The organism is bacterium (genome assembly GCA_040755795.1).
GTDB lineage: Bacteria > UBA9089 > CG2-30-40-21 > CG2-30-40-21 > SBAY01 > JBFLXS01.
The window spans coordinates 1-2,196 of sequence record JBFLXS010000558.1; the positions used below are offsets into that span (position 1 = coordinate 1).

The following is a 2,196-nucleotide window of genomic DNA, read 5'->3' on the forward strand; positions in this document are numbered from 1 at the left end:
ATCAATCCTGGAGTCTGCGAAATTTACCAGTAACCCTATTTCTTTATCCACTGCTCTAAAGTATGTCTAACCTGATTATAATACTTTCCACTTATCTCCTCAACAGTTTTAATCTCTACCACAATCTAATCTTCAACAAAAAGATCAAGTCTATGAATCCCAACCTCAACACCTTGATAGAATATCTTGACTTCTTTTTCTGATTCAAAGATGATGTTCTGTCTTGCAAACTCAACCTTCAAGGCATTGTGATAGATGCTCTCCAGAAAACCAGGTCCTATTGTCGTGTTGAACAAATAACGCACGGAATTTGATTCTGGTAACTGGTGATTGGTAACTGGTAATTAAATACCGTTCGGCTGAGGTAATCGGTCAGTTATTGGTGGGAGAAAGGCATAAAGATTAAATTTCTCGCTAAGGCACAAAGAACGCAAAGGAATAAATTATAATCTTTGCGAACTTTGCGTCTTTGCGAGAGAAAATTTCTATTTAGCTTTTACCACTGATAACTGAGGAATTACCGGCTGAGCTCAGGACGAAACTATTTAACCAATTACCAATTACCAGTTACCAATTATCCGTTTGCAGGTTACGAAACCTGATGATGCCCCGTGCAAAACTTACTCAACACGACACTAGTGTAGCGTTCTCTAAATACATATAATAGTTATTAACGAAAAATTCTCATAGAACAAATATAGCAACAGGGTTTATAGTTGATAGGTTATGGTTGATGGTTTATAGTCCTTCAACTATCAACTATCAACAATACTACTGTGAACTTTTGGTTAATACTTACTATAATATTGTTATATTTACTTAGAGAACGCTATACTATCTTTTTATGGACATTAATACAGGCATTAATAATCCTATCACTTAACTCTTCTTTTCTCCACTTCTCCATCTTCTCCCTTTCTCCTTATTTTTATCCTACCTGAACCCTTACAATATCTTAAATATTATTTGTATTTATCCGTAGCTTTATACATTAAATTTCCTGCAAAAGTTTGTTGTCAATATTTGATCTTCATGAATTTGATAATTCATCAAATTTCACTTCGTGCTCTCCGTGCCATTCGTGGTGAATAGTTACAAGACTAACTTCATAACCCCTAAACCAAACCAACCTCCTAACCCTAATCCTTTCACCAAAAACTCCTAAATATATCCACTTATCTCCTTTATTTCCATATCTCCTTTTCGGACACAGGTCTAAAGTTAACTGCACAGGTGGCAAAAATTTGATTTTTGACTTATTTTTCTTTACTCTCCCTCTTCATAAGAAAATATCTCTATCTTCCTTTTTAAGTCAACCATTTTTTTCATCAGGTTGGGTGAAATATATGAGGTAGCTACCATCAAAATTGGTTCAATACCTTCCTTTTGTTTATAATCATCTCCTGCATCGTATATCTTTTGAATATCCTTTGTTAGCATCCGGGAGGTAATTTCTAAGAGAATATGCTCACTTCCTGATATAACAATATCTACCTGATGACCACCATAAAACCCTTCCCTTACCTCAACACCAGGTTGGCGAGACATTAAGGCTCTTATTGTTGTTCTAAATGTTCCTTCATTATAAATTCCCCATCTACTCCCAAGGGATGTAATTTGATTGGTTAAATACTTAAATCCTTCCCTCATCTCTTCTTCTGTTTTCTTCTGACACTGGGCAAGTTCATCTATCCTTTTACTTAAGCAGTTAAACCCTTCCATCATTGTTTGCTCTGTCTTTTTCTGAGTTTCAGCCAGCTCCTCAACTGCTATCTCTAACTTGGTAAGTCTTCCTTCTGACTTTTTCTGAGCATCAGCCAACTCTTCTACCTTTATTTCTGTTCGCTTTTGTGCTTCAGCAAGTTCCTCTACCTTTATTTCTGTTCTCTTTTGGGCAGTTGCAAGCTCCCTAACTATCCCTTTTAACTCATTAAAATCTTCCTTTTTGACTGTATTGGCAATTTCGTCTTTAAAAAGCTCAAATGCCTCCAACATAGGATGTTTGATTTCAATGGGTAATCTATCTATTGCCTCAAGATACCTTATCATAAATTTAATACCTCCTCATCCATCAATGTTCTCTGATTTTATACATTTTTTGTTTTTTTTCATCTCGCCAATCATGTAAAATTACCGGCCCAAATACTGCCCATAAAATTATGATTAAACCCAGTATAATTATGCCTATATTTTCCA

The 2,196-nt window shown here is 35.3% G+C and carries 2 protein-coding genes; both read right to left on the reverse strand.

The annotated features are described in order from the left end of the window. Positions 1–125: 125 nt before the first annotated feature. Entirely contained in the window at positions 126–296 is a 171-nt protein-coding gene (locus tag AB1414_19615) for a GxxExxY protein (protein MEW6609622.1), read from the reverse strand. A gap of 970 nt (positions 297–1,266) precedes the next feature. Then, positions 1,267–2,049 (reverse strand): DUF3782 domain-containing protein, encoded by a 783-nt coding sequence (locus tag AB1414_19620; protein MEW6609623.1) that lies wholly within the window; start codon positions 2,047–2,049, stop codon positions 1,267–1,269. Positions 2,050–2,196 lie beyond the last annotated feature (147 nt).